This is a genomic window from Micromonospora sp. BRA006-A (assembly GCF_033433935.1).
Classification (GTDB): domain Bacteria; phylum Actinomycetota; class Actinomycetes; order Mycobacteriales; family Micromonosporaceae; genus Micromonospora; species Micromonospora aurantiaca.
On the sequence record NZ_JANCLW010000001.1, the window covers coordinates 1,130,541 to 1,153,701 of the forward strand.

21 protein-coding genes are annotated in these 23,161 nt (G+C 74.5%); 15 read left to right on the plus strand and 6 right to left on the minus strand.

The genetic code is table 11. The features are described from left to right. The first annotated feature begins 3 nt into the window (after nucleotides 1-3). The 10 genes from nfi (at nucleotide 4) to efeB (ending at nucleotide 10,979) form a co-directional block, all read left to right on the plus strand. A complete protein-coding gene (gene nfi / locus NMK34_RS05595) occupies nucleotides 4-723 on the plus strand; it encodes a deoxyribonuclease V (protein ID WP_318332487.1) in 720 nt (239 codons plus the stop codon). Nucleotides 724-828: 105 nt separating this feature from the next. Then, nucleotides 829-1,776 (plus strand): hypothetical protein, encoded by a 948-nt coding sequence (locus NMK34_RS05600; protein ID WP_318332488.1) that lies wholly within the window; start codon nucleotides 829-831, stop codon nucleotides 1,774-1,776. A 199-nt stretch (nucleotides 1,777-1,975) separates the two neighbouring features. Then, entirely contained in the window at nucleotides 1,976-2,182 is a 207-nt protein-coding gene (locus NMK34_RS05605; RefSeq protein ID WP_013284195.1) for a Trm112 family protein, read from the plus strand. Next, nucleotides 2,179-3,375 carry an SIS domain-containing protein gene (locus NMK34_RS05610; RefSeq protein ID WP_262012440.1) on the plus strand — a complete coding sequence of 399 codons (1,197 nt, stop codon included), beginning with the start codon at nucleotides 2,179-2,181 and terminating at the stop codon, nucleotides 3,373-3,375. The genes NMK34_RS05605 and NMK34_RS05610 overlap by 4 nt, the downstream gene beginning before the upstream one ends. A 28-nt stretch (nucleotides 3,376-3,403) precedes the next feature. Beyond that, nucleotides 3,404-4,426, plus strand: a complete 1,023-nt coding sequence (locus tag NMK34_RS05615; RefSeq protein WP_318332489.1) for a cation diffusion facilitator family transporter — start codon at nucleotides 3,404-3,406, stop codon at nucleotides 4,424-4,426. A 3-nt stretch (nucleotides 4,427-4,429) separates the two neighbouring features. Beyond that, entirely contained in the window at nucleotides 4,430-5,590 is a 1,161-nt protein-coding gene (gene manA / locus NMK34_RS05620; protein WP_318332490.1) for a mannose-6-phosphate isomerase, class I, read from the plus strand. A 288-nt stretch (nucleotides 5,591-5,878) separates the two neighbouring features. Continuing rightward, entirely contained in the window at nucleotides 5,879-7,378 is a 1,500-nt protein-coding gene (gene ahcY, locus NMK34_RS05625) for an adenosylhomocysteinase (RefSeq protein WP_318332491.1), read from the plus strand. Nucleotides 7,379-7,564: 186 nt separating this feature from the next. Further along, entirely contained in the window at nucleotides 7,565-8,500 is a 936-nt protein-coding gene (efeU, locus tag NMK34_RS05630; protein WP_318332492.1) for an iron uptake transporter permease EfeU, read from the plus strand. Between the two features lie 29 nt (nucleotides 8,501-8,529). Beyond that, a complete protein-coding gene (gene efeO / locus NMK34_RS05635; protein WP_318332493.1) occupies nucleotides 8,530-9,660 on the plus strand; it encodes an iron uptake system protein EfeO in 1,131 nt (376 codons plus the stop codon). Continuing rightward, nucleotides 9,657-10,979, plus strand: a complete 1,323-nt coding sequence (efeB, locus tag NMK34_RS05640; protein ID WP_318332494.1) for an iron uptake transporter deferrochelatase/peroxidase subunit — start codon at nucleotides 9,657-9,659, stop codon at nucleotides 10,977-10,979. Before efeO ends, efeB begins: the two co-directional genes overlap by 4 nt. Before the next feature lie 7 nt (nucleotides 10,980-10,986). On the opposite strand, the gene NMK34_RS05645 is transcribed toward efeB, so the two are convergent. Beyond that, nucleotides 10,987-11,940 carry an RDD family protein gene (locus tag NMK34_RS05645; RefSeq protein ID WP_318332495.1) on the minus strand — a complete coding sequence of 318 codons (954 nt, stop codon included), beginning with the start codon at nucleotides 11,938-11,940 and terminating at the stop codon, nucleotides 10,987-10,989. A gap of 41 nt (nucleotides 11,941-11,981) precedes the next feature. Here NMK34_RS05645 and NMK34_RS05650 point away from each other — a divergent pair, with 41 nt between their 5' ends. Continuing rightward, nucleotides 11,982-12,935 (plus strand): stage II sporulation protein M, encoded by a 954-nt coding sequence (locus NMK34_RS05650; RefSeq protein ID WP_318332496.1) that lies wholly within the window; start codon nucleotides 11,982-11,984, stop codon nucleotides 12,933-12,935. On the opposite strand, the gene NMK34_RS05655 is transcribed toward NMK34_RS05650, so the two are convergent. The 5 genes from NMK34_RS05655 to NMK34_RS05675 are packed head-to-tail and all read right to left on the minus strand — an operon-like array spanning nucleotide 12,913 to nucleotide 17,942. After that, nucleotides 12,913-14,223, minus strand: a complete 1,311-nt coding sequence (locus tag NMK34_RS05655; RefSeq protein ID WP_318332497.1) for a DUF58 domain-containing protein — start codon at nucleotides 14,221-14,223, stop codon at nucleotides 12,913-12,915. The two genes, NMK34_RS05650 and NMK34_RS05655, sit on opposite strands and share 23 nt — an antisense overlap. Beyond that, nucleotides 14,220-15,197, minus strand: coding sequence for a MoxR family ATPase (locus tag NMK34_RS05660; RefSeq protein ID WP_318332498.1), 978 nt, complete (start codon nucleotides 15,195-15,197; stop codon nucleotides 14,220-14,222). The genes NMK34_RS05655 and NMK34_RS05660 overlap by 4 nt, the downstream gene beginning before the upstream one ends. After that, nucleotides 15,194-16,495 carry a DUF4350 domain-containing protein gene (locus NMK34_RS05665; RefSeq protein WP_318332499.1) on the minus strand — a complete coding sequence of 434 codons (1,302 nt, stop codon included), beginning with the start codon at nucleotides 16,493-16,495 and terminating at the stop codon, nucleotides 15,194-15,196. Before NMK34_RS05665 ends, NMK34_RS05660 begins: the two co-directional genes overlap by 4 nt. Beyond that, on the minus strand, nucleotides 16,492-17,100 hold the full coding sequence (locus NMK34_RS05670; protein ID WP_318332500.1) for a DUF4129 domain-containing protein: 609 nt from the start codon (nucleotides 17,098-17,100) through the stop codon (nucleotides 16,492-16,494). Before NMK34_RS05670 ends, NMK34_RS05665 begins: the two co-directional genes overlap by 4 nt. Then, nucleotides 17,097-17,942, minus strand: coding sequence for a hypothetical protein (locus NMK34_RS05675; RefSeq protein ID WP_318332501.1), 846 nt, complete (start codon nucleotides 17,940-17,942; stop codon nucleotides 17,097-17,099). Before NMK34_RS05675 ends, NMK34_RS05670 begins: the two co-directional genes overlap by 4 nt. Before the next feature lie 215 nt (nucleotides 17,943-18,157). Here NMK34_RS05675 and mtrA point away from each other — a divergent pair, with 215 nt between their 5' ends. Genes mtrA through NMK34_RS05695 form a run of 4 tightly spaced genes read left to right on the plus strand, consistent with a single transcriptional unit; the run spans nucleotide 18,158 to nucleotide 23,116 of the window. Next, nucleotides 18,158-18,847: an MtrAB system response regulator MtrA gene (mtrA, locus tag NMK34_RS05680; RefSeq protein ID WP_088969953.1), complete on the plus strand. Its 690-nt coding sequence runs from the start codon at nucleotides 18,158-18,160 to the stop codon at nucleotides 18,845-18,847. Nucleotides 18,848-18,860: 13 nt separating this feature from the next. Continuing rightward, nucleotides 18,861-20,609 (plus strand): MtrAB system histidine kinase MtrB, encoded by a 1,749-nt coding sequence (gene mtrB / locus NMK34_RS05685; RefSeq protein ID WP_318332502.1) that lies wholly within the window; start codon nucleotides 18,861-18,863, stop codon nucleotides 20,607-20,609. Beyond that, entirely contained in the window at nucleotides 20,606-22,405 is a 1,800-nt protein-coding gene (locus tag NMK34_RS05690) for an LpqB family beta-propeller domain-containing protein (protein WP_318332503.1), read from the plus strand. Before mtrB ends, NMK34_RS05690 begins: the two co-directional genes overlap by 4 nt. A 6-nt stretch (nucleotides 22,406-22,411) precedes the next feature. After that, nucleotides 22,412-23,116: a ComF family protein gene (locus NMK34_RS05695; protein ID WP_318332504.1), complete on the plus strand. Its 705-nt coding sequence runs from the start codon at nucleotides 22,412-22,414 to the stop codon at nucleotides 23,114-23,116. Nucleotides 23,117-23,161: the final 45 nt, after the last annotated feature.

Consider the following 23,161-nt stretch of genomic DNA (forward strand, 5'->3'; position numbering starts at 1 on the left):
GCCATGCCCTCCACCGACGGCACACCCGTGCCCTACGTGCCGCCCGCCGACGTGGCGGAGGCGCGACGCGTACAGGAGGAGTTGCGGTTCCGGGCGGACCTGGTCGGGCCCGGTCCTGCCGCGCCCGCGACGGTGGCCGGCCTGGACGTGGCGTACGCGCAGGACGGTGACCTGCTCGCGGCGGCCGTCACGGTCCTCGACGCGGCCACCCTCGACGTGGTGGACGAGGCGGTGTGCGTGGGGCGGCCCGCCTTCCCGTACGTGCCGGGGCTGTTCGCGTTCCGCGAGATGCCGGCGTTGCTCGCCGCGCTGGACCGGCTCACCGTCCGTCCCGAGCTGCTGGTCTGTGACGGGCACGGGCTGGCGCACCCGCGCCGGTTCGGGCTGGCCTGTCACCTGGGCCTGGTGACCGGGCTGCCGACGATCGGGGTGGGCAAGACTCCGCTCGTCGGCTCGTGGACGGGTCCCGGTCCCGCGCGTGGTGACAGTGCCGACCTGTGCGACGAGGGCGAGGTGGTCGGGCGGGTACTGCGGACTCAGGACGGTGTCCGGCCGGTCTTCGTGAGCGTGGGACACCGGATGGGGTTGGACGACGCGGTGCAGCGGGTACTGGCTCTGACGCCCCGGTACCGGCTGCCGGAGACCACCCGTACGGCCGACCGGCTGTGCCGGCGGGCGCTCGCCGATGCAGGCGCGTCGGGCGGTGACCTGGGCGGGCGGTGATCGCGTGGCGCTGCACACATGTGGCGTGCTCGATGCGCGGGTGCCCGGAGGGGCCGGTAGTAACCTGACCGGCGGATCCGGTCCGGACGCAACGGTGAGGTGGAGATGTCGGCAGGGCGGCACGCGGCGCGGTGGGCCATGGTCGGCGCGCTGCTGGGTGGCCTGATCGCCGTCCCGGCGTCACCGGCGTCGGCCCGGGACGACCGGGTGGGACTGCGCGCGGCGAAGAGCTTCACCGCCGGTGGCCCGCCCGGGACGGTGGCGGTCGAGGTGCGCAAGCGGACGGACGGCTGCGTGCAGTTGCGTACCGCCGTCGGGCTCCGGCTGGAGGGCCTGCGGGCCGACCAGGTCCGGGTGCAGGTGGCGTCCGGCGGCCGATGGATGCCGGTGCAGGTCTCCGGGAACGGCGGTGCCGTCGCCACCGCCGCGGTGGCGCCTGTCGACCGGCCGCTGTGCAAGGGCAAGGGCGTCACCGTGCGATACCGGGTGTCCTTCCTGGCCGGGGCCGTCGGCGGCCGGCTGGAGCTGGCCGGTGAGGCGAGCGCCGCGAACGGCGACGTGCTCGGCCGGGCCGGCGGGTCGGCCCGGCTGGTGGGCGCGCCGTCGCCGAGTCCCACCCCGTCCCGTAAGCCCTCGCCGACGCCCAGCGCGAGCGAGACCACGGCGGCCGAGGCGACCGACACGTCGCCGGTCGCCGCCGCCGTCGCCCCGGCCACCGCCGCGGCCGACGACTCGTCGTTCGGAGGTTCCATGATCATGTGGTTCGGTATCGGGCTGGTGCTGGTCGGCGCCGCCCTCATCGTCCTGCTGCTGCGCCGCAACCGCGCCGACCGCAGCGGTGGCGGCGCGGACACCGGCCTCCCGCCGGTCCCGCTGCCGCGCAGCACCACCACCTACCGCTCCGGCACGCCCGGACCGGCCCCCACGCTGTACGGGGACGCGACGCCGCCCCGCCCGGCCGGCAACGTGTACGGCGCGCCCGCGTCCGCCCCGACGCCACCGGCCCCGCCCGCCGGGGACGCGACGAGCGTCTTGCCCCGCTTGCCGGACTGAGCCGGAACCCGACCCGCTCCCGGGGTTACCGTGACGGTGGGTGGTCGCGCCGTGACCCGGTGGCCGCCACCTGCCCGACCGGAGGACGGAACACCGGGGCCGAACGGGGCCCGGTGCCGGGGCCGCTCGGCCGATAAGATCGCGTGCGCCGATCGGCACCGCCGACCGGTGAGACCGCATACGTGGAAGGAGCCGCGCCGTGGCCCTGGACCCGCAGTTGCTCGACATCCTCGCCTGCCCGGACACGCACCACGCCCCGCTCGACTACGACGCGCAGGCGCAGACGCTCACCTGCACCGAGTGCGGTCGCATCTTCGAGGTCCGGGACGACGTCCCGGTGCTCCTGCTGGACGAGGCGCGTGGTGGACCCGCCGCCGACGACGCGCGGGGCGGGTCGTCGCGGTGATGGAGGGTACGGCCGGGGTCAGCGGCCACCGGCACGCGGACGAGGCCCTGCTGGACGACGCGGCGCAGCTCTCCGAGCGGGATCCGGGCGGCATGCTCCGGTTCACCGCGTCCGCCGGCGCGCAGGTGCGCGAGTCGGCGGCGCTGGCCGCCGAGGCGAATCTGACAGTGCTCGCCGACGACGGACGACCCCGCGCGGTGGTCATCGCCGGCATCGGCACCGCCGGGCGTACCGGTGACGTGCTGGCCACCGTCGCCGGGCCGCGCTGCCCGGTGCCGGTCATCCCGCACCGCAGCGCCGGCGTGCCGGGCTGGGTGGGCGCGGCGGACGTGGTCATCGCGGTGAGCGCGTCCGGTCGCAGCCCGGAGGCGCTGGGCGCGGCCGAGGCGGCGCACCGGCGCGGCGCCCGGCTGGTCGCTGTCGGCGCGCCCGACTCGCAACTCCAGTCCGTGGCGGAGCGGGCCCGGGCGCCGTTCATCCCGGTGCCCCGGCGCGCGCCGGCCCGGGCCAGCCTCTGGGCGCTCACCGTGCCGGTTCTGCTGGCCGCCCGTACCCTCGGGCTCGTGAAGGTCAACGAGGCGGATCTGGCCGAGACGGCGGCCCGGCTGGACGCCGACGCCGATCGATGCCGCCCGACCGCCGAGTCCTTCGTCAACCCGGCGAAGTCGCTGGCGCTGGGCCTGTCCGGTTCGATCCCGATCGTGTGGGGTTCGTCCCCGCTGGCCACCGTGGCCGCCCGGCGGTTCGGTGACACGCTGTCCGCGAACGCCCGCTACCCGGTGGTCGCCGGCGCGCTCGGCGAGGCGGGCCGGGGCCGCGTCGGTCTGCTCGACGGGGTGTTCGGCGGCCTGGCCGAGGGCGAGCGGGACATCTTCGCCGACCCGGGCGACGACGAGCCCGACGGCACCCGGCTGCGGCTGGTGCTGCTGCGCGACGGCGGGCTCAACGCCGACGACGACACCGACGAGCCGCTGGCGGTCGAGGAGCGCCGCGCGGACGCGGTGCAGACGCTCGCCGAGCGGCGCGGCGTGCGCTGCGACGTGGTGACCGCCGAGGGCGGCTCCGCGCTGGAGCGGCTCGCGTCGCTGGTGGCGGTCCCCGACTTCGCCTCGATCTACCTGGCCCTGGCACACGGGCTGGACCCGATGGCGGTACCGGCCATCACGGAGATGAAGGAGCTGGCCAACCAGTGAGCACACGGGGCATCGAGCGAGGCGGGGAATGAGCGCAAACGGGGGCACGAAGGCGATCGTCGCCGCCCTGGCGGCGAACCTCGGCATCGCCGTCACCAAGTTCATCGCGTTCGCCCTCACCGGCTCGTCGTCGATGCTGGCCGAGTCGATCCACTCGGTGGCCGACTCGGGTAACCAGGGCCTGCTGCTGATCGGCGGCCGGCGGGCCAAGCGGCAGGCCACGCCGCAGCACCCGTTCGGGTACGGCCGGGAGCGCTACATCTACGCCTTCATCGTGGCGATCGTGCTGTTCAGCATCGGTGGCCTGTTCGCGCTCTACGAGGCGTACCACAAGGCGTCCGACCCGCACCCGATCGAGAACTGGCACTGGGTGCCGGTGGCGGTGCTCGTGGCGGCGATCGTGATGGAGAGCTTCTCCTTCCGTACCGCCATCAAGGAGTCGAACCTGGTCCGGGGCAACCAGACCTGGGTCCGGTTCATCCGTCGCGCCAAGGCACCGGAGCTGCCTGTGGTGCTGCTGGAGGACTTCGGCGCCCTGGTCGGTCTGGTCTTCGCGCTGTTCGGCGTCGGCATGACGCTGATCACCGGCAACGGCATGTGGGACGCCGCGGGCACCGCGATGATCGGCGTGCTGCTGGTGATCATCGCGATCACGCTGGCGATCGAGACCAAGAGCCTGCTGCTCGGCGAGGGCGCCGAGCAGAGCGAACTGAACAAGATCGAGCAGGCCGTGACGAACGGTCCCGAGGTCGAGCGGATCATCCACATGAAGACGCTCTACCTCGGCCCGGAGGAGCTGATGGTGGCCGCGAAGATCGCGGTGCCGGCCTGGGAGACCGCCCACGACCTGGCCCGCGACATCAACGCCGTCGAGGCGCGGATCCGGCGTGAGGTGCCGACGGCCCGGGTGATCTACCTGGAGCCGGACATCTACTCGCCCGCCGCCGAGCAGGCCGGCACCGGGCAGGCGGCGGACACCGCCGTTCCGGAGGCCGTGACCACCGGCGGGACGCACGCGGCCGACGAGGTCGCCGGGCGGCCCGGGAGCTGACCGATGGAGTTGTTGCAGGGCCGGATCCGTGACTACGCCTGGGGCTCGCGCACCGCGATCGCCGAGTTGCAGGGGCGGCCGGTGCCGAGCAACGGGCCGGAGGCGGAGCTGTGGCTGGGCGCCCACCCGGGCGCCCCGGCCACTGTGCAGCGCGACGGCCGGCCGGTCAGCCTCACCGACCTGCTTGTGGCCGAGCCGGGCCACTGGCTGGGTGAGCGGCTGGTCGGCCGGTTCGGCACCCGGCTGCCGTTCCTGCTGAAGGTGCTCGCCGCCGACTCGCCGCTGAGTCTCCAGGCGCATCCGGACGCCGAGCAGGCCCGCACCGGGCACGCCGCCGACGTAGAGCGGGTCAACTACGTGGACCCGTACCACAAGCCGGAGCTGCTGGTGGCGCTCTCCGAGTTCGACGCGCTGTGCGGCTTCCGCGACCCCGGGGAGTCGGCGGAGGCGATCGCCGCGTTCGGCGTACCCGCGCTGGAACCTGTGGTGGCGGCGTTGCGGGACGGGCCGACGGGGCTGCGGGAGGCGGTCCGCCTGCTGTTGAGCTGGCCGCAGGCGGAGCGCGCCGGGCTGGTGGCGGCCGTGCTGGCGGCGGCGGAGGCCGGGCCGGCCTCGGCGGACGCCGAACTGGTCCGCGCGCTGGCGGCCGGCTATCCGGCCGACCCGGGCGTGGTGGTGGCGTTGCTGCTGCATCATGTCCGGCTGGCGCCCGGCGAAGGCATCTGGATGCCGGCCGGGAACCTGCACGCCTACCTGCGCGGTACCGGCGTGGAGATCATGGCGGCCAGCGACAACGTGCTGCGCGGCGGGTTCACCGCGAAGCGGGTCGACGTGGACGAGTTGCTGCGGGTGCTCCGGTTCGAGGTGTTGACCCGGCCGGTGCTGCGGCCGGAGCAGGTGGAGCCGGGCGTGCTGACCTGGCCGGTGCCGGTGGAGGACTTCGCGCTGCACCGGGTCGAGGTGGCCGCCGGGTCGGCGGGTGTGCGGCTGACGCTGCCCGGGCCGCGGGTGGTGCTCTGCCGGGCCGGGAAGCTGACCGTCGACGACGGCGTGGGGTCGGTGACGCTGGACGCAGGTCAGTCCGCTGTGGGTACGGCGGCCGGTGGCCCGCTGGCGGTGAGCGGGGCGGGCGAGGCGTTCGTCGCCACTTGCGGCATGCACTGACCCGGACAAGTCCGACTTTCCCGAAACGGCTTGACGGTCACCCTGCGTGGTGTGACTCTATGGGTACGCAGCGTTGTCGCGACGAAGGTCCGGTGACGTGCGGGGGAACCAAACCGGGGGGATGCGCGGGGCGGCCGGGCCGTGAGTGGAGAGTCCGCTCACGACCGACCGCCCCGTGCGCTGTCCGCCGACCGGCCGATTGCGCGGTCGGCCAACCGGGCACGGGTCGAGTGGTCCGCGAGCGTAAGGTGGAAGGCTGCGCACCACCATCGTTCGACAGGAGCTTCCATGACCAGCACCCTCCCGGCGGCCTCCAGCGGCGCGTCGTCGCAGGCCCGGCCGAGCACCCTCGCCGAGGGCGACTACAAGGTGGCGGATCTGTCGCTCGCCGCGTTCGGGCGCAAGGAGATCCGGCTCGCCGAGCACGAGATGCCCGGCCTGATGGCGATCCGGCGTGAGTTCGCCGAGGCCCAGCCGCTGGCCGGCGCCCGCATCACCGGCTCGCTGCACATGACCGTTCAGACCGCCGTCCTGATCGAGACCCTGGTCGCGCTCGGCGCGCAGGTCCGCTGGGCGTCCTGCAACATCTTCTCCACCCAGGACCACGCCGCCGCGGCGATCGTGGTCGGTCCCGAGGGCACCCCGGAGGCCCCTGCGGGCGTGCCGGTCTACGCCTGGAAGGGCGAGACGCTGCCGGAATACTGGTGGTGCACCGAGCAGGTGCTCAACTGGCCGGACGGGCAGGGCCCGAACATGATCCTCGACGACGGCGGCGACGCCACCCTGCTCGTCCACAAGGGCGCCGAGTTCGAGAAGGCCGGCGTCGTGCCGCCGGTCGAGTCCGCCGACTCCGAGGAGTACGCGGTCATCCTCGAACTGCTGCACCGCTCGCTGGCCGAGGACGGTCAGCGCTGGACCCGGATCGCCGCCGGCATCAAGGGCGTCACCGAGGAGACCACCACCGGCGTGCACCGGCTCTACGAGATGCACCGCGCCGGCACGCTGCTCTTCCCGGCCATCAACGTCAACGACTCGGTGACCAAGAGCAAGTTCGACAACAAGTACGGCTGCCGCCACTCGCTCATCGACGGCATCAACCGCGCCACCGACGTGCTGATCGGCGGCAAGATGGCCGTCGTCATGGGCTACGGCGACGTGGGCAAGGGCTGCGCCGAGTCGCTGCGCGGCCAGGGTGCCCGGGTCGTGGTGACCGAGGTCGACCCGATCTGCGCGCTCCAGGCGGCGATGGACGGCTACCAGGTCGCCACGCTCGACGACGTGGTGGAGCAGGCCGACATCTTCATCACCGCGACCGGCTGCTTCGACGTCATCACCAACGAGCACATGGCCCGGATGAAGCACCAGGCCATCGTGGGCAACATCGGCCACTTCGACAACGAGATCGACATGGCCGGCCTGGCCAAGCGCAGCGACGTGACCCGGGAGAACATCAAGCCGCAGGTCGACGTGTGGCGCTTCGACGACGGCCACGCCATCATCGTGCTGTCCGAGGGCCGCCTGCTGAACCTGGGCAACGCCACCGGCCACCCGAGCTTCGTGATGTCGAACTCGTTCGCCAACCAGACGATCGCCCAGATCGAGCTGTTCACCAAGACCGACGAATACCCGATCGGCGTCTACGTGCTGCCCAAGCACCTGGACGAGAAGGTCGCCCGGCTGCACCTGGACGCGCTCGGCGCGAAGCTGACCACGCTGACCAAGGAGCAGGCCGCCTACCTGGGCGTCTCCCCGGAGGGCCCGTTCAAGTCGGACCACTACCGCTACTGAGTTCCACGCTCCCGGAGGGACCGGGGTCGGCCGCCGCGCGGCCGTCCCGGTCCTTCTCGCGTACGGGGGAGTCCGGCGGATGTCGAGCCGGGTGACGTTACCCGGATCAGCTTGACGTTTGCTGTGAACAGGAGCAAGGTATGGCTGCCCTAAGTTAACTGAGGCAAGCCTGAGTACGGAGTCTTCATGTTCGCCACGTACCTGATCGGCCTGCGCGAGGGCCTGGAAGCGACGCTCGTGGTCAGCATCCTCGTCGCCTTCCTGGTCAAGTCGCAGCGCCGGGACCGGCTGCCGCAGGTGTGGGCCGGTGTCGGCCTGGCCGTGGCGCTGTCCGTCGGCTTCGGCTCCCTGATCCAGTACACCTCCACCTCGCTGCTGCGCACCTCCGAGTCGCGCGAGCTGTTCGAGGCGGTCACGTCGGTCGCCGCCGTGGTGTTCGTGACCTGGATGATCTTCTGGATGCGCCGGGCCGCCCGCACCATCGCCGGTGAGCTGCGCGGCAAGCTCACCGACGCGCTCGCCGTCGGCTCCCTGGCCGTGGCCGGCATGGCGTTCCTCGCCGTGATCCGCGAGGGCCTGGAGACCGCGCTCATCTTCTACGCCGCCGCCGAGAGCGCGGCCGGCGGCACCGGGCCCGGCTCGCTGCTCGCCCTGGCCGGCGGCATCGCCACCGCCGTCGTGATCGGCTTCCTGCTCTACCGCAGCGCGGTACGGATCAACCTGAGCCGGTTCTTCACCTGGACCGGCGCGCTGCTCATCCTGGTCGCCGCCGGCATCCTCAAGTACGGCGTGCACGACTTCCAGGAGGCGGGCGTGCTGCCCGGCCTGAACGACCTGGCCTTCGACATCTCGAACACGCTCGACCCGGGCTCCTGGTACGGGGCGTTGCTCGCCGGCATGTTCAACGTCACCGCCGCGCCGACGGTGCTGGAACTGGTCGCCTGGGTCGCGTACGCGGTGCCGGTGCTCGTGCTCTTCCTGCGCAAGCCGGCCAAGCCCGCTCAGCCCGCTCAGCCCGCGACGCCGGCCCGGTCCGCCGAGCCGGTCCCGGCAGCCGCGCCCGCAGCCGACACGTCCGGCGCGCCGGCCGACGTCGCCGCCGTTCCGTCCCCCCGCGCCTGAACCACCCGTTCCCGAGGAGACCCCGCACGATGCGTACCACTCGACTCGTCGCGCCCGCCGCCGCCGGGCTGCTCGCCGTCGCCGGACTGGCCGGCTGCGGGGGCGGTGACGACGCCGACGCCACGAACGGCGGGCCGATCGCCGTCAAGGCCACCGACACCGTCTGCGAGGTCGGCGACACCGAGATCGACGCCGGTCAGGTGACCTTCAAGGTGACGAACACCGGCTCCAAGGTCAACGAGTTCTACGTCTACGCCGCAGGGGACCGGGTGATGGGCGAGGTGGAGAACATCGCCCCCGGGCTCAGCCGTGAGCTGCGCGTCGAGCTGACCGCCGGCACGTACGAGACGGCCTGCAAGCCGGGGATGAGCGGCCGGGGCATCCGGGGCGCGCTGAAGGTCTCCGGTACCGCCGCCACCGTCGCCCCCGACGCCGCGCTGACCCAGGCCACCGAGAGCTACCAGCGGTACGTGCGCAGCCAGACCGCCGCGCTGCTGACCAAGACCGAGGAGTTCGTGGCCGCGGTCAAGGCGAACGACGTGGCGAAGGCCAAGGCGCTGTACCCGGTGGCCCGCACCTACTGGGAGCGGATCGAGCCGGTCGCGGAGAGCTTCGGCGACCTCGACCCGAAGATCGACGGCCGCGAGGAGGTGGTCGAGGAGGGCATGGAGTTCACCGGCTTCCACCGGATCGAGAAGGACCTCTGGACCACCGGGGACGTCAGCTCCGACGGCCCGATCGCGGACCGGCTCCTGGTCGACGTCAAGGCGATCGTCGCCAAGGCGGACGCCGAGAAGCTCACCCCGCTCCAGCTCGCCAACGGCGCCAAGGCGCTGCTCGACGAGGTCGCCAGCGGCAAGATCACCGGCGAGGAGGAGCGCTACTCGCACACCGACCTGTGGGACTTCAACGCCAACCTGGAGGGCTCGAAGGCGGCCATCGCCGCGCTGCGCCCGGCGCTGGAGCAGCGCGCGCCCGACCTGGTGAAGCAGCTCGACAGCGAGTTCGCGAACGTGGAGGCCACGCTCGGCAGGCACCGCGCCGGCGACGGCTGGAAGCTGCACACCCAGCTCGGCAAGGCCGAGCTGAAGGAGCTGTCGGACGCGGTGAACGCGCTGGCCGAGCCGGTCAGCAAGGTCGCGGCGGCAGTCGCGCGATGACCGGCCCGGCCGGCGGTGACGCGACGAGCGAGCCGAACCGCGAGCGGACCGGCCGCGGCCTGTCCCGGCGCCGGGCGATGACCCTGGCCGGCGCCGGCGTGGCGGGCGTCGCCGGGGTGGCGGGCGGCGCGGGCGCGCTGCTCGCCGGCGGGAACGAGGCGTCAGCCACCGGATCCGCCGCCGGGTCGGTGCCGTTCCTCGGCGAGCACCAGGCCGGCATCACCACCCCGGCCCAGGACCGGCTGCACTTCGTCGCGTTCGACGTGGTCACGAAGGACCGGGACCGGCTCGTCGCCATGCTCCAGGAGTGGACCGCCGCCGCGGCCCGGATGACCGCCGGCAAGGACGCCGGGGTGATCGGCGCGGTCGGCGGCATGCCCGAGGCCCCGCCGGACGACACCGGCGAGGCGCTCGGACTGCCCCCGTCGCAGCTCACCCTCACCGTCGGCTTCGGGCCGACGCTGTTCCGCGACGCGCAGGGCCGGGACCGCTTCGGCATCGCCGCGCGCCGCCCGGCCGCCCTCGCCGACCTGCCGCACTTCGCCGGGGACGCGCTCAAGCCGGAGCTGTCCGGCGGCGACCTCTGCGTCCAGGCCTGCGCCAACGACCCGCAGGTGGCGGTGCACGCCATCCGCAACCTGGCCCGGATCGGCATGGGCGTGGTGAGCGTCCGCTGGTCGCAGCTCGGCTTCGGGCGTACCTCGTCGACGTCCCGGGACCAGGCCACCCCGCGCAACCTGTTCGGCTTCAAGGACGGCACCGCCAACCTCAAGGCCGAGGACGCCGGCCTGCTCCGCGAACAGCTCTGGGTGCAGCCCGGCGACGGTCCGGACTGGATGACCGGCGGTTCCTACCTGGTCACCCGGAAGATCCGGATGCTGATCGAGACGTGGGACCGCAGCCCGCTGGCCGAGCAGGAGATGATCGTCGGCCGGACCAAGGGCAGTGGCGCACCGCTGGGCCGCCGGGACGAGTTCGACGAGCCGGACTTCGCCGCGAAGGGCGACGACGGCGCGCCGCTCATCGCCGACACCGCGCACGTACGGCTTGCCCACCCGGACGCGAACGGCGGTGCCCGGCTGCTGCGCCGCGGCTACAACTTCGTGGACGGCTCGGACGGGCTGGGCCGGCTCGACGCCGGTCTGTTCTTCATCGCCTACCAGCGGGATCCGCGCCGGCAGTTCGTGCCGATCCAGACCCGGCTGGCGCGCAACGACGCGATGAACGAATACCTGCGGCACGTCTCCAGCGGTCTGTTCGCCTGCCCGCCCGGCGTACGCGACGCGGCCGACTGGTGGGGGCGGACGCTGTTCGACTGAGCCCGGCTCAGCGGCGTACCGGATCGGGCCCGGCGTCCGGTACGGCGGACCGCAACCGGCCGTCAACCGGCGCAGCCGGACGCAGGGCGGCCGGTACGGCGGCCGCCGCCGGGACCAGCTCCGGCCAGAGCGTGGCGGTGACCGCCCGGGCCCGGCCCAGCCGCAGCGCCGCCCGGCGCCCCCGCTCGGCCAGGACGGCGGACAGGTAGACCCAGTCCGGCGCGGCCCACGGCGGAGGCGGCGAGGTGACCGCGGCGACCTCCGCCCACAGCGCCCGGCCCAGCCGGAAACGGTCCGGCTCGGCCAGCTGGGGGAGCCGGTCCAGGTACTGCCGGACGGCCAGCGCCAGCCCGCCGTCGAACCGGGTCAGGTCGAGCGTGGCCGCCCAGGCCAGCAGCGGCGGCGGGGCCGGTGGCAGCGGCCGCCACAGCGTGGCACCGCGGCTGTGCACCACGAGTGTGCCGGCGACCAGGTCACCCAGCCGGCGACCGCGCGGATCGGTGAGCATCACCGTGACGCTCGCGACCCAGCTCAGCAGCGGCAGCACCAGCCCGGGCCACTCCACCGCGACGCCCACGAGCGCCCGGGTCAGCGACTGGCCCACACCCACCGGGCCGCCGTCGGCGCGTACCACCCGTAGCCCCACTGCCAGCTTGCCGACCGTCCGGCCACCGGCGAAGCGTTCCATCGTCACCGGATAACCGAGCAGGACCAGCACCATCAGCACGACCTGGAGCGCGCCGGCCAGCGCCAGGTCGAGGGAGTCACCGAGCAGGGCGAGCGCCGCCATCGCCAGCACCGCGCCGAGCACCAGGAACAGCGCGACCTGGATCACGGCGTCGATCAGCAGGGCGAGCACGCGGGAGCCCAGCCGGGCCACCCGGACGTCCAGCTCCACCGCCTCGCCGCTGACCAGACCGGCGTCGCCCCAACGGGGCGGTGGGGGAGGTTGCGCGCGCACCCCGACAGTGAACACCATGGACGCCGAACGGGGGAGGGTGAGTGGATCTCGACGCGTACGTGGCCGAGCACGGCGCCGAATGGCGGCGGCTGGAACACCTGACCGGGCGGCGTCGGCTCGACGCGGCAGAGGTCGACGAGCTGGTGGCGCTCTACCAGCGAAGCGCCACGCACCTCTCCGCGCTGCGCGCCCGGGCACCCGAACCGGCGCTGGTGAACCGGCTGTCCCACCTCGTCCTCGCGGCCCGGGCCCGGGTCACCGGCCGGCCCCGGCCGTCCTGGGCGGCGGTGGGCCGGTTCCTGGCCGCCGACCTGCCCGCCGCGCTCTACCGGGCCTGGCCGTGGTGGTGCGGCGTGGCCACCGCGTTCAGCGCGCTGAGCGCCTTCCTCATCTGGTTCGTCGCCGGCAACCCCGACACCGCCGCCGCGTTCGTCGGCGACGAGGAGGCCCGGCAGCTGGTGGACTCCGGTTTCGCCGGCTACTACTCCGAGTTCTCCGCGCCCACGTTCGCGTTCCGTCTGTGGACGCACAACGCCTGGCTGGCCGCCCAGTGCCTGGCCGCCGGTGTGCTCGTGGTGCCGGTGTTCTGGCTGCTGTGGCAGAACGCGCTGAACATCGGCGTGGTCGGCGGCGTGATGATCGCCTACGGGCGGGCCGACGTCTTCTTCGGCATGATCACCCCGCACGGGCTGCTGGAGCTGACCGGCATCTTCGTCGCCGCCGGGGTCGGCCTGCGGACCGCCTGGGCCTGGATCGCCCCGCCCGCGCACCTCGGACGCGGCCGGGCTCTCGCCGAGGCGGGACGGCTCGCCGCCGTGGTCGCGGCCGGTCTGGTCGGCGTCTTCGCCGTCTCCGCGGTGATCGAGGCGTTCGTGACCCCGGCGCCGGTGCCGATCCCGCTGCGGGTGGCCGCGGGCGCCGCGGTGTGGCTGGCCTTCCTGGCGTACGCGCTGGTGCTCGGCCGGCGCGCGGTCAGAGCCGGCCGAGGGACTTGAGCCGCAGATAGGTGTCGGCGACGGCCGGCGCGAGCCGGTGCCCCGGCACGTCCACCACCGTCACGCCGTAGCGCGACAGGGCGGCGCGTACCCGGTCCCGTTCGGCCAGCGCCCGCCACGCCGACGCGGCCGCGTACGGGTCGTCCGGGCCGGCCGGGGTGGCAGTGGCGAGCCCGGTCAGCACCGGGTCGCCGGCCGCCGCGAGCACCACCCGGTGCCGGGTGGCCAGCCGGGGCAGCACCGGCAGCAGCCCGTCGCCGATCGCACCCGCCTCCAGCGCGGTGAACAGCACCACCAGGCTGCGCTGCCGCTCCCGGCGCAGCACCTCGGCGGCGATCAGCTCGAAGTCGGTCTCGACCAGCGTGGGCTGCAACGGTGCCACCGCGTCGACCAGCCGGGCGAGCAGAGCCGCGCGGCCGCTGCCGGTCACCCGGGCCCGGATCTCGGTGTCCGCCGCCAGCAGGTCCACCCGGTCACCGGCCCGGGCGGCCAGCGCGGTGAGCAGCAGCGCCGCGTCGATGGCGGTGTCCAGCCGGGGCTCGTCACCGAGGCGCACCGCCGACGTGCGGCCGGTGTCCAGGACGCACACGAGGCGCCGGTCCCGTTCCGGGCGCCAGGTACGCACCAGCACGTCGGCGCGGCGGGCGCTGCCCCGCCAGTCGATCGAACGGACGTCGTCGCCCACCGCGTACTCGCGCAACGTGTCGAACTCGGTGCCCTGGCCGCGCCCCCGGGTCACCTGCACGCCGTCGATGACCCGCAGCCGGGACAGCTTCTCCGGCAGGTGCCGGCGGGAGTCGAAGCGGGGCAGCACCCGCAACGTCCACTGCGGCGTCGCGGGCTGCTCGGCGCGCTGCCTCGCGCCCAGGCGCATCGGCCCGAGCGACCGTACGGTAAGCGCCACCGCCGGGCGGTCGCCGCGCCGGGTCGGGGTGAGCCGGACCGGCAGTGTGGCGGCGCCACCGGGCGGCACGGTGAGCAGGCGGTCCGGCGGCACGTCCGGGCGCGCCCCGGCCGACGGCACCCACGCGTCGCGTACCTGGGCGTACAGCGTGCGGTCGGTCGGGTTGGCCAGGTGCAGCGTGACAGTCGCGGTGCCGCCGAGGCGGACCGTCCGCTCCCCGGAGCGGGTCACGGTGAGCGCGTCCGGCGGCACCGCCATCGCCCGGTCGAGCAGCACCAGCAGCAGCACCGCCGCGGTCAGTACGGCGACGCCGAGGAACGGCGCCGGCCAGGCCGGCAGGGTCAGCGCGCCCACGCCGAGCAGCAGACCCGCCCGCCAGGTCATCGCGGCGTCGGCACGGTGGCCAGCACCGAGTCCAGCACGGCGTCCACACTGACGCCCTCCAGCTCCACCTCCGGGCGCGGGCGCAGCCGGTGCCGCAGCGTCGGGCGGGCGACCGCCTTGACGTCGTCCGGGGTGACGTGGTCGCGGCCGGCCAGCCAGGACCACGCCTTGGCGGCGTTCAGCAGCGCGGTGGCACCCCGCGGGGACGCGCCCAGCTCCAGCGCCGGAGCGGCCCGGGTGCCCCGGCACAGGTCCACGATGTAGCCGAGCACCGGCTCGGCCACGTGCACCCCCCGCACCTCCGCGCGGGCGGCGGCCAGGTCCGCGGCACCCGCCACCGGGCGTACGCCGGCGGCACGCAGGTCGCGCGGGTCGAAGCCGGCGTGGTGCGCGCGCAGCACGCCCAGCTCCTCCTCGCGCTCCGGCAGCGGCACCGTCAGCTTGAGCAGGAAACGGTCGAGCTGCGCCTCGGGCAGCGGGTAGGTGCCCTCGTACTCGACCGGGTTCTGGGTGGCCACGACGATGAACGGGTCCGGCAGCGGACGGCGCTCGCCCTCGACGGACACCTGCCGCTCCTCCATCACCTCGAGCAGCGCCGACTGCGTCTTCGGTGGGGTCCGGTTGATCTCGTCGGCGAGCAGCAGGTTGGTGAAGACCGGCCCCTCCCGGAACGTGAACGCGGCGGTGCGCTGGTCGAAGATCAGCGAGCCGGTGACGTCGCCGGGCATCAGGTCGGGGGTGAACTGCACCCGCTTGGCGTCCAGGTCGAGCGCGGCGGCAAGCGTCCGGACCAGGAGGGTCTTGGCCACTCCCGGTACGCCCTCCAGCAGCACGTGCCCCCGGCAGAGCAACGCGATCACCAGGCCGGTGACCACGGCGTCCTGCCCGACGACGGCCTTCGCCACCTCGGCACGCAGCCGGTGCAGGGCGGCGCGGGCGCCGGACGGTGCGGTGGTCGTGACGGGTCCGGTCACCGGGTGTCTCCTTCGCTCGGATGCGGGGCCAGGGTACGGGTCAGAGCGTCCAGGTCGCGGGCCAGCTCCAGCAGCTCGCGGTCCTTCTCCGGGGCGGGGCCGTAGAGCAGGTCGGCCATCCGTTCCGGGTCGGCGCCGACGCGCTCGGCGACCCGGGCGGCCACCTCGTCGTCGGGCGTGTCCGGGGGCAGGTTGAGCCGGGTCACGAGCCGGTTCAGGGCGGCGGCGCGCAGCGTCGCGGCGACGGTGTCCCGGGCGCCCGCCCGGCGGTAGAGCCGCGCCCGGCCGCGTACCGTCTCGGCGGACCGGACGGTGACCGGCAGCGGCTCCGACACCGGCGGCCCGAGCCGGCGGGCCCGCCACAGCACCACGAGCAGGCCGGCCAGGGCGAGCTGCACCAGGAGGGCCCAGAACCAGAGCGGGAACGCACCCCAGAGCGGGTTCTCCCGCGGCGGGTCGGCGCGGTCGGGCGGATCGGGCCGCTCCGACCGGCCGCTGCCGGCCGGTGCGGGCTGGTCGGTGACCGGATCCGGGGACCAGCTCGGGCCGGTCGGGGCCGGCACCGGCTCGGGCAGGTCGAGCCAGACCAGCGGGCGGCCACCGCCGAGCAGGCCGGTGGCGAGGGTCTCGTTGCCCCACTCGCCGATCCGGTCGTTGCGGAACGGGTCGCTCGCGCCGGCCAGCACCACCTCGACCCGGCCGGGGACACGCAGCAGCGCGCCGCCGTAGCAGTGGTCGACCTCGGCCGGCCCGTCGTAGCGCTGCAGGTCGATCGCGGCGGTGCCGGCCCGTACCGCCTCGGGCAGCCGGCACGGCGTGCCGTCGGCGTCCGGCGGCACCGCCCGGGCGGCCCAGCGCCCGCCGGCCGGCTCGACCGGGGTGTCCAGTTCGGCGAGCACCCGCCGGGACGGCTCGACCAGCACCAGCCGGCTACCCGGCGGCAGGGTGGTCAGGCCGGCGAGCCGGTCCGGGTGCACCAGAGCGGGCGCGGGCACGAACAGCGTGCTCGGCTCGGCCCCGGCGGTACGCAGCGCCGCCGCCAGGTCCGTCTCCCGGCGCACCGGCACGCCCTGCGTCCGCAGCGCTTCCGCGAGCCTGCTGGCGCCGTCGTCGTCGGTGGCGACCGGGGACAGGAAGCCCGGCTCGTCGGCGTCGGGCCGGTCGGCCGCGCGCAGCACGAGCGTGGTCACGATCAGCAGCACGGCGAGCCCGAGCGGGACGAGCAACCGGTACGGCCGCCGGCGCGGCGCCGTGGTGGTCGCCGTCGTCGTGGTCTCCGGTACGACAGTGGCGGTCACCGCGGCTCCTCGCCGGTCAGCTCGCGACTCAGGTCGGTGGCGAGTTCACGCATCCGCCGGTCGTGCGCGGCGGTGGCGGGGCGCTGGGCGTACCAGAGGTCGGAGAAGATCGCCCCGGCCGCGTGCAGCGTCGGCCGGACCTGCGGCCGGGTACGGGCCGCCGCCTCGGTCAGCTCCACGACGGTGAGCCCGGGGCGGGGTTCCACCACCTGCCGGACGACCAGGAGCCGTACCATCTCGCGCAGCCGTTCCCGGACCGCCTCGGCGTACCGGCCCTCGGCCGCCAGCCGGTCGGCCAGCCCGGGTCCGGCCGCCGCCGGTTCCGGCAGCCGGGGCGCGGGCAGGTGGACGGGTGGCGGATCGGTGCGCGGCCGGCGGGCACGCCGCCGCCGGAAGCGGGGCAGCCGCAGGCGGGGCAGGCGGGGCAGGCGGGGGCGGCGCAGCCGGGGCAGCGTGAACCGGGGCAGCCGGCGGGGCACCCAGGCCGGGAAGAAGTACCAGCCCAGCGCCACCAGCAGCGCGACCGCCAGCAGGATCAGCGCGGCCAGCGGCAGCGGCACCACGTCACCGAGGGCCGCCACCGTCTCGGTCCACCACCGGCTCACCGGTGCGCCCCCAGCAGGGCGGGCTCGGGCACGCCGGCCGGCGCGCGGGAGAGCCGGATGTCCAGTCCCTCGGTGCGGACCCGGGTCTCCAGGTGCAGCACCGCGTCCAGGCAGGCGAGCGCCGGGTACGCGAGCGCGTTGACAGCGGTGAAGGCGGCGATCGTCAGCGGCAGCGCCCAGGCCGACACGTCGAACAGGCCCAGCATGCCGAGACCCTGGTAGACGCCCAGCCCGATGCCGAGCCGGATCAGCCACCAGCCGAGGTAGCCCAGCAGCCGGATCGCGGCGCCCCGGGCGCTGACCCGGCCGGCCAGGCGTACCGCCCGCCAGGGCGCCAGGTGTGCCGGCACCCCGTCCAGCACCAGCACCGGCACCACCAGGCCGAGCAGCGCGTACGCCGCGAACCAGCCCGGCCCGGTCAGCGCGGCGGCCGTGACGGTCAGCCCGACCAGGACGGCGGCCGGCAGCGCCACGCCGAGCCGGGCGCCGCGCAGCAGCTCGGACGGCCGCGGACGGCGTCCCAGCAGCGCCGCGCCGGCGCCGCGTGCCGCCGGGGCGCCGAGCAGCGCGACGATCGCCGCCTCGGTGCCCGCGCCGGCCGCCAGCAGCAGCCAGTACTCCGGGAGGGCGTCGCCGAACTCCGCCGGCCACCAGTACGGCGGTTCGGCCCCGGCCAGCATGCGCAGCGGGTGAAGTACCGCCTGTTCGGCGAGGGCCAGCAGCAGGGCGAGCGGCACGAGCACCCGGGCCTGGTCGCGCAGCAGCAGCACGGCCGCGTCGAGCAGCTCGCCGACGGTCAGCGGACGGCGCGGCAGCACCGCGGTCGGGCCGGCGTCGGGCACGCGTACTCCTGGGCGGGGCGAGCGGAGGTGGCGGGCGGGGCGACGCCCGGGGGATCATGGTTGCACGGCGGGTCCGCATCCGGCGGACCCGTCCGCTCCGGCGCGCCACGCTGGGCGGCCACGCCGACTTGCTGTGGTGCGCGGGGCCGCCCGGCGCTACGGTGCCGTGGAGACGCCGAACACTCCAGACGAACGGGGATGGAACGATAAACCCCATGAGAGCCCGGGTACTCGTGGTCGACGACGACCCCGCCCTCGCCGAGATGCTCGGCATCGTGCTGCGCAGCGAGGGCTTCGTGCCGTCCTTCGTCGCGGACGGCGAACGGGCGTTGGCCGCCTTCCGCGACAGCCGACCCGACATCGTCCTGCTCGACCTGATGCTGCCGGGCATGAGCGGCATCGACGTGGCCCGCGCCATCCGGGGCGAGTCCGGCGTGCCGATCGTGATGCTGACCGCCAAGAGCGACACCGTCGACGTGGTGCTCGGGCTGGAGTCCGGCGCCGACGACTACGTGGTGAAGCCGTTCAAGCCCAAGGAGCTGGTGGCCCGGATGCGGGCCCGGCTGCGCCGGGGCGAGGACGTGGCGCCGGAGATGCTGACCATCGGCCCGCCCGGCAACCAGATCACCATCGACGTGCCGGCCCACACGGTCAGCCGCGACGGCGAGGAGGTGAAGCTGACGCCGCTGGAGTTCGACCTGCTGGTCGCGCTCGCCCGCAAGCCGCGTCAGGTCTTCACCCGCGAGGTGCTGCTGGAGCAGGTCTGGGGCTACCGCCACGCGGCGGACACCCGCCTGGTCAACGTGCACGTGCAGCGGCTGCGCGCCAAGATCGAGCCGGATCCGGAGCGACCCGAAATCATCCTGACCGTGCGGGGCGTGGGCTACAAGGCGGGTACCGGATAGCCTGGTCAGCACTGTGCTGACGTCGCCCGAGTCGCCGACCCCCGAGCCCCGCCGGCTCTCCGCCGTGCGGGCGCTCTGGCTCGCCCTGACCGGCCGCGTCGCCCGGCTGGTGGCAGCCGTGCACCAGGCGTGGCGGCGGTCGCTCCAGGTCCGCGTGGTCACCATCACGCTGGTGGCGTCGAGTCTGCTGGTGGGCGGTTTCGCCTATCTGATCGCCGACAAGATCACCAGCATCCTGCTGGAGAACGCCGAGACCGACGTGCGGCTGCGGTTGAGCAACGGCAGCGAGTACGCGGCCAAGCAGTTCAACCTCTACAGCCAGCCGCAGGAGGCGCAGCTCCAGAACACCATCGACGGCACCGTCAACTACCTGGCCGGCGGCGACCCCACCCAGACCAGCGGCGTGGTGGTGGCGATCACCGCCGACAACTTCGCCGAGTTCATCGAGCCGCGGACCACGCCCGACGTGCCGGTGGACACGGTGATCGGCGACGAGTTGCGGGCCACCGTCGCCTCGGGCAAGGTCGCGCACCAGATCCGTACCGGCTCGCTCGGCGGCGAGCGGACGAAATACCTGATCTACGGCTCCCCGGTGCCGACCAAGTTCGGGCAGGTCGAGCTCTACTACCTCGTACCGCTGGCCCGGCAGGACGCGACGGCGGCCGACGCCCGCGCCACGGTGGTCGCCACCGGCGTGGCGCTGGTGCTGCTGCTCGGCCTGCTGGCCGCCCTTGTCACCCGCCTGGTGGTGACGCCGGTACGGGTGGCCGCGCGCACCGCGCAGCGGCTCTCCGCCGGCCTGCTGGACCAGCGCATGGTGGTCTCCGGGGAGGACGACCTCGCGCTGCTCGCGGCCTCGTTCAACCAGATGGCGACGAACCTGCAACGGCAGATCCTCCGGCTGGAGGAGATGTCCCGGCTGCAACGCCGGTTCACCTCCGACGTCTCGCACGAACTGCGGACGCCGCTGACCACGGTCCGGATGGCCGCCGACCTGATCTTCGCCGAGCGCGACGAGTTCGACCCGGCGGTGGCCCGCAGCGCCGAGCTGCTCCAGGCCGAGCTGGACCGGTTCGAGGAACTGCTCACCGACCTGCTGGAGATCAGCCGGTTCGACGCCGGCTTCGCGGTGCTGGACAGCGAGCCGACCGACCTGGTGCCGGTGGTGCACCGGGTCACCGAGCGGCTGGCCGGGCTGGCCGAGCGGGTCGGGGTGACCATCGAGCTGGACCTGCCGGACACTCCGGTGATCGCCGAGGTCGACCCGCGCCGCGTCGAGCGGGTGCTGCGCAACCTGGTCGGCAACGCGGTCGAGCACGGAGAGGCCAAGCCGGTACGGATCACCCTGGGCCAGGACCAGAGCGCGGTGGCGATCACCGTGCGGGACCACGGGGTCGGCCTCAAGCCGGGGGAGGAGAAGCTGGTGTTCAACCGCTTCTGGCGGGCCGACCCGTCGCGCGCCCGGCAGACCGGCGGCACCGGGCTGGGCCTGTCGATCAGCCTGGAGGACGCCCGCCTGCACGGCGGCTGGCTGGAGGCGTGGGGCGCGCCCGGGCAGGGCGCCCAGTTCCGGCTCACCCTGCCGGCCCGCGCCGGGGACCGGCTCACCACCAGCCCGCTGCGGCTGGTGCCGGCCGACGCCACGGTGCCGTTCGGCGGCCCCCGCGACGGCGAGCTGTCCGCCATCGGGCCCGGCGGCGGCGTCGCCGCGCTGACCGCCGGACCGCCCGCCGGCGGCGACCACGCGGAGGCACGGCCGTGAGGCGCCGCGTCCTGGCCCTGCTCCTGACCGGCGCGTTGCTGCCGGCCGCGCTCGCCGGATGCGGCATCCCGGACGAGACCGACGTGCAGGTGGACGGCTCGGCGCCGGCCGCCGAGTCCGGGGTGCTCAACGGCAGCCCGGCCCGGCCGCCCGAACCGGCGGACAGCAGCGAGCCGGTGCCGTTCGTGGAGAACTACCTGCGGGCCGCCGCGGCCGGCGAACGCGACCAGGCGTACGCCCGGGCCCGCAAGTTCCTCGCCGCGGAGGCCCGCGACCTGCTTTCGGGCAAGCCGCAGACCAGCGAGATCGAGCTGACGGTGGTGCGGCTGCGGGAGAAGCCGGAGAGCACGCCGCCGAACAACCAGGGCACCAGCACCGTGACGCTCAAGGTGCAGCAGGTGGGCGTGCTGCGCGCCGACGGCACGCTCGGCCCGCCGGTGGCCAGCGAGACGCAGTACGTCTTCGAGCTGCGCCGGGCCGAGCCGGCCGGCACCGGCCTGCTGATCACCGAGCTGCCGAACATGCTGCTGGTCAGCGACTCGGCGGTGCGCGAGTACTACCGCCCCCGCACCGTCTACTTCTGGAACCCCGAGCTGACCCGGCTGGTGCCGGACCAGCGCTATCTGCCCTCGTCGGCGCCGACGGAGCGCCGGATCACCGAGGTGATGAAGTGGCTGGCCGACCGCCCGTCGGACTGGCTGTCCCCCGCCGTGACCGGGCTGCCCGACGGCACCCAGCTGATCAACAACGCGACCGGCACGGACGGCCACTGGGAGATCAACCTGAACATGCCGGGGGCCAACGAGCAGCGGCTGACCCGGCTCGGCACCCAGTTGGCGTGGTCGCTGTCGGACCTGGACGGCCAGGTCGACCTGAAGATCCAGAACCAGAAGCGGCTCACCGTCGACCTGCGGCGGGAGCGGGTGTCGACCGCTGCCTATCCCCGTGGCGGCGATCCGATGCGGTACGCCGTCTACGACGGTGCCGTCCGTCCCCTGGCGTTCGGCACCGAGTCGCGGGCCGCCGCGCCGCTGCCGCCCGCGGAGAACCGCAACGTGGTGTCCGCGTCGCTCGCCCGCGCCGACGACCAGGTGCTCGCCGCGCTCGTGGTGACCGGGCCGGACAACCGCAGGCGGCTCAAGGTGGGCACCGGCCCGGAACCGGTCGCGACGCTCAGCCCCAGCGACCGGACGTTCCGGGCGATGAGCCGTCCCACCTGGCTGCGCTCGCTGAACAAGGCCCGCCCGGCGGGTCTGGTGGCGGCCGACGGCCGGCTCTACCGCTTCGACGGCACGGGCCGGATGAGCGAGATCCCGCTGTCCGTCCCCGGGCCGGTGACGGCGGTCGCCGGTTCCCTCGACGGGCACCGGATCGCGCTGGTCTCCGGCGGCGCGGTCTTCGTCGCCGCGGTGAGCGCCGACGGTGGCGGGGCCAGCCTCGGGCAGCTCCGCCGGGTCACCACGCTGCTCACCGGCGTGACGGTGGTGGACTGGGTGGCGGAGAACGAGCTGGCGCTGGCCGGCAACGAGGCGGACCGGCGCTCGGCGATCCACCAGGTCAGCGTCGACGGAGCCTGGGAGACCCCGCTGACGGTGGAGATCGGCGCCCCGGTGACCCAGCTCGCCGGATATCCGGGCGGCGGCGACCGTGGCCTGGCCGCGTTCTCGTTCATGTTCGAGACGGACGGCGCGGCCTGGCGGAACAACCCGTTCGACTACGTCAAGCGGGAGCAGGTGCTCGACGTTCCGGCCGGCAGCCGGGCGACCAACCCGACCGCGCCGTTCTTCCTCTACTGAGCCGCCGTGCGTGACCTGGGCGGGCTCTGGTCGGACCTGACCGACCTGGTGCTGCCCGCCGGGTGCGCCGGCTGCGGCGCGGGATCGGTACGGCTACGGCACGGCTTCTGCGGCGGCTGCGTCCGGGAACTGGAGTCGCTGCGTCCCGCCCCGACGAGGCCCGATCCGGCCCCGCCCGGCCTGCCGCCCTGCGTCGCGCTCGGCCCGTACGGCGGCGCGCTGCGCGAAGGGCTGCTGGCGTACAAGGAACGGGGCCGGCACGGGCTGGCCCGGCCGCTCGGCGCGCTGCTGGCCGAGGTGGTCGCGGCGGCCGCGGGGCCGCCCGGCCCGGTGACGCTGGTGGCGGTGCCCGACACCGCACGCGCCGCCCGGGCCCGCTACGGCGACCACCTGGACCGGCTGGTTCGCCCGGCCGCGGCCCGCCTGCGCGCGGCCGGCTGGCCGGTACGCGTGCTGCGCCCGCTGCGGGCGCTGCCCCGGACCGACTCGGTGGCACTGGACAGCGCTGGACGGGCCGCCGCCGCCGAGGCGGCGTTCCGGTTGCGCCGCCCGCCGCCCGGACACCGGCCGGGGGAGACCGTCGTCCTGCTCGACGACATCGTCACCACCGGCGCCACGCTGGCGGCGGTGAGCCGGATGTTGCACGGCGCGGGAATGACGCCAAAGGCCGCGGCCGTGCTCGCCGCAACGCAAAAGCGGCACCGTCGGTGACGCTTCGTGTATCCGTTTCACCCCTTGGTGTATGAGCTGTTAAAT